This is a genomic window from Emticicia sp., assembly GCF_049241225.1.
In the GTDB taxonomy this organism is placed as follows: Bacteria; Bacteroidota; Bacteroidia; order Cytophagales; family Spirosomataceae; genus Emticicia.
Genome location: NZ_JBMLRC010000208.1, coordinates 1 through 4,694, shown reverse-complemented (window position 1 = coordinate 4,694; position 4,694 = coordinate 1). Strand labels below are relative to the sequence as shown.

Annotated in this window: 4 protein-coding genes; 2 read left to right on the top strand and 2 right to left on the bottom strand. The window is 37.9% G+C overall.

Translation table 11 applies throughout. The annotated features are described in order from the left end of the window. The first annotated feature begins 64 nt into the window (after positions 1 to 64). Positions 65 to 1,672 (top strand): hypothetical protein, encoded by a 1,608-nt coding sequence (locus ACOVO2_RS11610; protein ID WP_421770133.1) that lies wholly within the window; start codon positions 65 to 67, stop codon positions 1,670 to 1,672. 90 nt (positions 1,673 to 1,762) lie between these two features. After that, positions 1,763 to 3,316, top strand: coding sequence for a hypothetical protein (locus ACOVO2_RS11605; RefSeq protein ID WP_421770132.1), 1,554 nt, complete (start codon positions 1,763 to 1,765; stop codon positions 3,314 to 3,316). Here the strand turns inward: ACOVO2_RS11605 and ACOVO2_RS11600 are convergent. After that, a complete protein-coding gene (locus ACOVO2_RS11600) occupies positions 3,313 to 3,939 on the bottom strand; it encodes a hypothetical protein (RefSeq protein ID WP_421770131.1) in 627 nt (208 codons plus the stop codon). The two genes, ACOVO2_RS11605 and ACOVO2_RS11600, sit on opposite strands and share 4 nt — an antisense overlap. Before the next feature lie 38 nt (positions 3,940 to 3,977). Further along, positions 3,978 to 4,586: an RNA polymerase sigma factor gene (locus tag ACOVO2_RS11595; protein WP_421770130.1), complete on the bottom strand. Its 609-nt coding sequence runs from the start codon at positions 4,584 to 4,586 to the stop codon at positions 3,978 to 3,980. Between the last annotated feature and the right edge of the window lie 108 nt (positions 4,587 to 4,694).

Genomic DNA, 4,694 nt, shown 5'->3' with positions numbered 1-4,694 from the left:
GGTTACAAACTCCCCCGCCAGAAGTATATGGTAGAAAAAAATTTCACCATATACTTCTACTCAAATGAAAAAAGTGTTACTTCTATTCTTATTACCATTTTTGAGCTTTGCTCAATCTACTTTGATTACTGCTGGCTCGGGGGGAAATGTCGAAATGCCAAATCTGACCAGTAGCCAAATTCAAGCAATAACTTCGCCACGAAGTGGCATGATGGTCTTTGATAAAACCTTTAAAGTTATCAAATATTACAACGGTACGGCTTGGGTTGCTTTGTATCAGCCATCGTGTGAGTGCTGTAATCAATACTGCCAAGGATTGACTTCAATCAGTAGTGCTGAGGCGGGTAGTAACATAAGTTCTTATGCCGAAACCAATACCATTGATGTAGATAATAATGGTAATGTTTATATAATTGGTAGTTTTAATGGTTCGATTACCTTTAATAACAATATTTTCCTCTCAAAAATCAGCTTTCAATCATATTCAGTTAAAAATATGTTTATTGCTAAATTCAATCAAGATGGGCTTTGTCAATGGGCAAAGAGAATCGGGCCAGACGCCAGCTCAACAGGCAATATGAACATCAATGCGATAGATATTGATAATAACGGAAATATGTACTTAGGAGGAAGCGTTTCAGGAACGGTAACTGATGGCATAACTACTATTACAGCACAGGCATATCCGAACCCTTGTTTGCTCAAATATGATGCGAGCGGGAATATCATTTTTAGCAAAGTCTTTGGCAATAATCCAATCGCCAGCAATGAAAGAATTATTGATGTTTCGCTTGATAATCAAGGTAATATCTATGCAATTGGTGAATATTGGAATAATTTTACGACTGACGCTCAATCACTCAGCAATGCAGGAGGTAGCGATGTTTGGGTAGGAAAATTCAGCACAGCAAATGGTACTTGTGCGTGGCTTCGCTCGGCGGGAGGCAATGGTAATGACGAAGCAGGCGGTATTTTTGTGCATTCACTAAATACAAACAAGATTTTTTTGACAGGAAAAATATTCGGTAATGCTATCGTCGGAACTACAAACGTTTCGGTGGCTACACCCAATGGCGATATGTTTAGGGCTGAGTTTGATGCAAACGGAGTAAATGGCGTTTCTGGAGTTTACACACTTGGTGTTTCAAACACTGCCAAAGGACTGAAAATAAAAGCTTTAGATGCCTCAAATGGGGTGTTAGTTGGTAAATTTAATGGCAGTTTTGTAGCAGCAGGCAATACATATTCTGGGGCAACAGAAAGCATTTTTATTCAAAAGTTTAATCTAAATACTGGAGTGGTTTCACGGGTAAATACTATCGTTGGCAATGCGGGTTTAGTTCCAAAGATTGATTTATCAGTTGCTTCAAATACCGAAGTAATCTTAGCTGGCTATTATTTTGGTTCATGCAGCTTTGCTGGTTTTACGGCAAATACTAATTCTCAAACATCAGATGCCTTTATTCTAAAACTTGATGCAAATCTTAGTTTTAGCTGTATAAAACTTCCAACAGGAGCTGCCGAAGATGAAATCTATGCTTTAACTACCGATGCACAAGGAAATGTTTATACGCTTGGGCGAACGCTATCAACCACCCTTGATTTTGGAAATACTCAACTAACAAGTTCAAATTTTGGTTATGCTCTTTTTATGGCGAAGTTAACGAAATGATACTTTATTTTTTTTAGTAGCATCATTACAGACTCACCCCCCAGAAGTATATGGTAGAAAAACAATGTTTCACCATATATTTCTACTCAAATGAAAAAAGTATTTATTCTTTTCTTGTTGCCATTTTTGGGCTTTGCTCAATCTACTTTAATAACGGCTGGCGGCACTGGCAATGTAAACCTCCCCAATCTGACTTACTCACAAATCACAGCAATCGCAAGCCCACAGCGTGGAATGCAAGCTTTTGATACGGACTATGGCTGTATCAGGGTTTATAACGGTACTTCATGGCGATGCCACGATACTCCTGAAAATGACCCAAACGTAACAATTACAGCCATTAAATCTGATAATACTGGCATAAGTAATATTTTTAGCACCTATAATGATATTTTTCCAAATAATTCAACCATTGTAGCTGGAACTTTTTCGGGAACCACAACATTCGGAACTACCACTCTCACAAGTGCCGGCGGGCAAGATATTTTCTTAGTTAAATACGACCAAAATGGTGCTGTTTCTTGGGCATATCGAATGGGTGGTGCAGGAAATGGTTCGAATCTATTTGGAGATGAACTAATTTCAGATGTAATGGTAGAACCCAGTACACAGAATTTTTATATTGTTGGCTCAGTTGCTTCAGCTACAGTTACAGGTGTAACTGCCGCCTCTGGAGCAACCATTCCAACTGCTGTTGGTGGAACCGATGGTTTTATAGCAAAATTTGATGTAAATGGGCAACTTTTGTGGTCGAGTACGTTTAACGGAACCGGTACATTTTCTTTTGATGGCTTTAACACCATGAGTGTTTTCGGAAGTGAAGTTTATGTAGGAGGGTATCAGACTGGTGGTACAAATTTAGGTGGTTTCAATATCACCGCACCGAGATTTGTTGCAAAATATAATAGTTTGGGGGTTGTTCAATGGGTTTATGAAACCAGCGGAATAATTAAAGATTTAGCAAGTAATTTTAACAGAGTTTTGATAACGGGTAATTTTAATTCAACCATTCTTTTAGGTGCTTCAACCTATACCTCGGTTGGTGGAGCCGATGCGTTTGTGGCATGTTTAGATAACTCAGGAAACTTTGTTTGGGGTGATACTTTTGGGTCTGTAAACGGAGATAATGGCAATTCAGTTGCTATCAATAACGGCAAAGCCTTAGTGGCAGGAAATTATAGTGCTACCATGTCTTGGGGAAATAACACACTCTCTATTTTTAGTGGAATAGAAAACTTCTTGGTTCAATATGATATGTCTGGAAATAAGGAGTGGATAAAGGCAATCAAAGGGACTTCTTTCTCAGATAATATTACTGCTATTAGGACAGACGCTCTCAATAATATTTATTTATTGGGTATAATGAATAATAAACTATGGATTGACAGAAAAATAATAACCCAGTGGAATTCTCTTCTATGTATTTTTGTAGCCAAGCTATCTCCTACGGCTGATTGTATTTGGGCAAAGACCTTCACTTCAAATACAATTCAACCATTTGGTATTTCAAGTTCGATAATAATGAGCGGGGTATCCAAAATAAATATTAGTGGTTATTTTAGCGGGGTGAATATAAAATTTGGTCATTCTACACTTACCACAAATGGCAATAATATGTTTGTAGCCACTTTCATCGAAAATTAAAACCACAACCTCACTTTCAATTTCCACTTTTCAAGCCAAGAGATTTTATAGGTAAACCCTGTTGAGTTTTCAATCTGACTCAGCAGGGTTTTTGCTTCTGAATCTTTGTTCATTTCAACCAATGCCACCACTTTATACCACCGAGCAGCATCTCTGTAGTAGTCTGTAATAGATTGATTATTAGCCACTTGGTTGAATTTTTCGATAGACTCTGTTGTTTTACTTTGCTTCAATAATTGAAGTCCATCTTCAAAAGTCGTCAGTGCTGACTGTTGGGTAGATTCGCCTCGCTCAGTGTTGCTGATTTGGATATAATCAAAGTCGGCATTGCCCAAATAAAGCATAAAAACAACACTCGCAGCCGCTGCAATACCCGAAGCTTTTGGTAAAGAAATTTTCTTCCCCTTTGATACTTTTAGCCCTGCAATTTTCTGCTCGTGAACATGGCGTACTTCATCTAAAATCCGATTACGCTCGGCAATAGCTTTTAGCTGCTGTAATTTTTCAAATTCAGCTTTCAATTCAGCATCTGATTCGAGTTGAGCCAAGAGCTCATCTTTTTCAGTTGCTGAAAGCTTTCCGTTCAAAAAATCGGCTATTATATTTAGTTTAGTTTCGTTCATAATTTTCAATGAGACTTATGGTCAAATTAAGCTTCCCTTTAGGGGCGGGGGGGTAACATCTCGGTTACTTTTTTCAGACAATCACTTTTGGCATTTCTTACTACTTGTTCGTTTTTGAGTTTTCCTTCTTGCATCATTACTTCGGCTATTTGCTTATTATCCATACCATCAACGAGCCAGAGCGTAAAGATTTGCTTGCAGTTTTTACCCGATTTTTCAAAAATTTCAAGATAGGTATCCCATTTTTGTTTGGTCGAAAGAATCTGAGTTATGTCAGGCTCAGGTTGTTGATTTTCATCAATATAAGTAAATTGTCTTTCTTGTCTGTTGCCTTCTTGTTCGAGGTATTTATGCCAAAGATTCCGACAAACCGCAGTCAGATAACCCGAAAGTGGGGTTGATGAATCGGGCTGGTATTTTCCGTCCAAAATATTATTCAACACCGCTGTAACTGATTCCCAAATAATGTCTTCGGGTTGTCGAACGGTATCTTGGTAGCCTCCTTTCGATTGGAGAAATTTCATAAGAAAACTTCGATTTTGCTCATACAAGGCCGAAATGGCTTTATTACGAGAGCGACTATCACCTAAGATTCCCTTTACAATTTCTTCATCGGTCCAGTTTTTTCTACCAAACAATGTTATCATCAACAGCATATACTTTCAAGTAGTAGGTTTGTAACCTTCGATTGCGGGTTTTTACGTAAACACAAACGTAATTCTACGCAATTTTTAGAAAAGATTAAAGTAAAGGTT

Excerpts from the sequence above, each read along its gene's own strand:
- ACOVO2_RS11610 (WP_421770133.1), top strand. The coding sequence starts at position 65 with ATGAAAAAAGTGTTACTTCTATTCTTATTACCATTTTTGAGCTTTGCT.
- ACOVO2_RS11605 (WP_421770132.1), top strand. The coding sequence starts at position 1,763 with ATGAAAAAAGTATTTATTCTTTTCTTGTTGCCATTTTTGGGCTTTGCT.
- ACOVO2_RS11600 (WP_421770131.1), bottom strand. The coding sequence starts at position 3,939 with ATGAACGAAACTAAACTAAATATAATAGCCGATTTTTTGAACGGAAAG.
- ACOVO2_RS11595 (WP_421770130.1), bottom strand. The coding sequence starts at position 4,586 with ATGATAACATTGTTTGGTAGAAAAAACTGGACCGATGAAGAAATTGTA.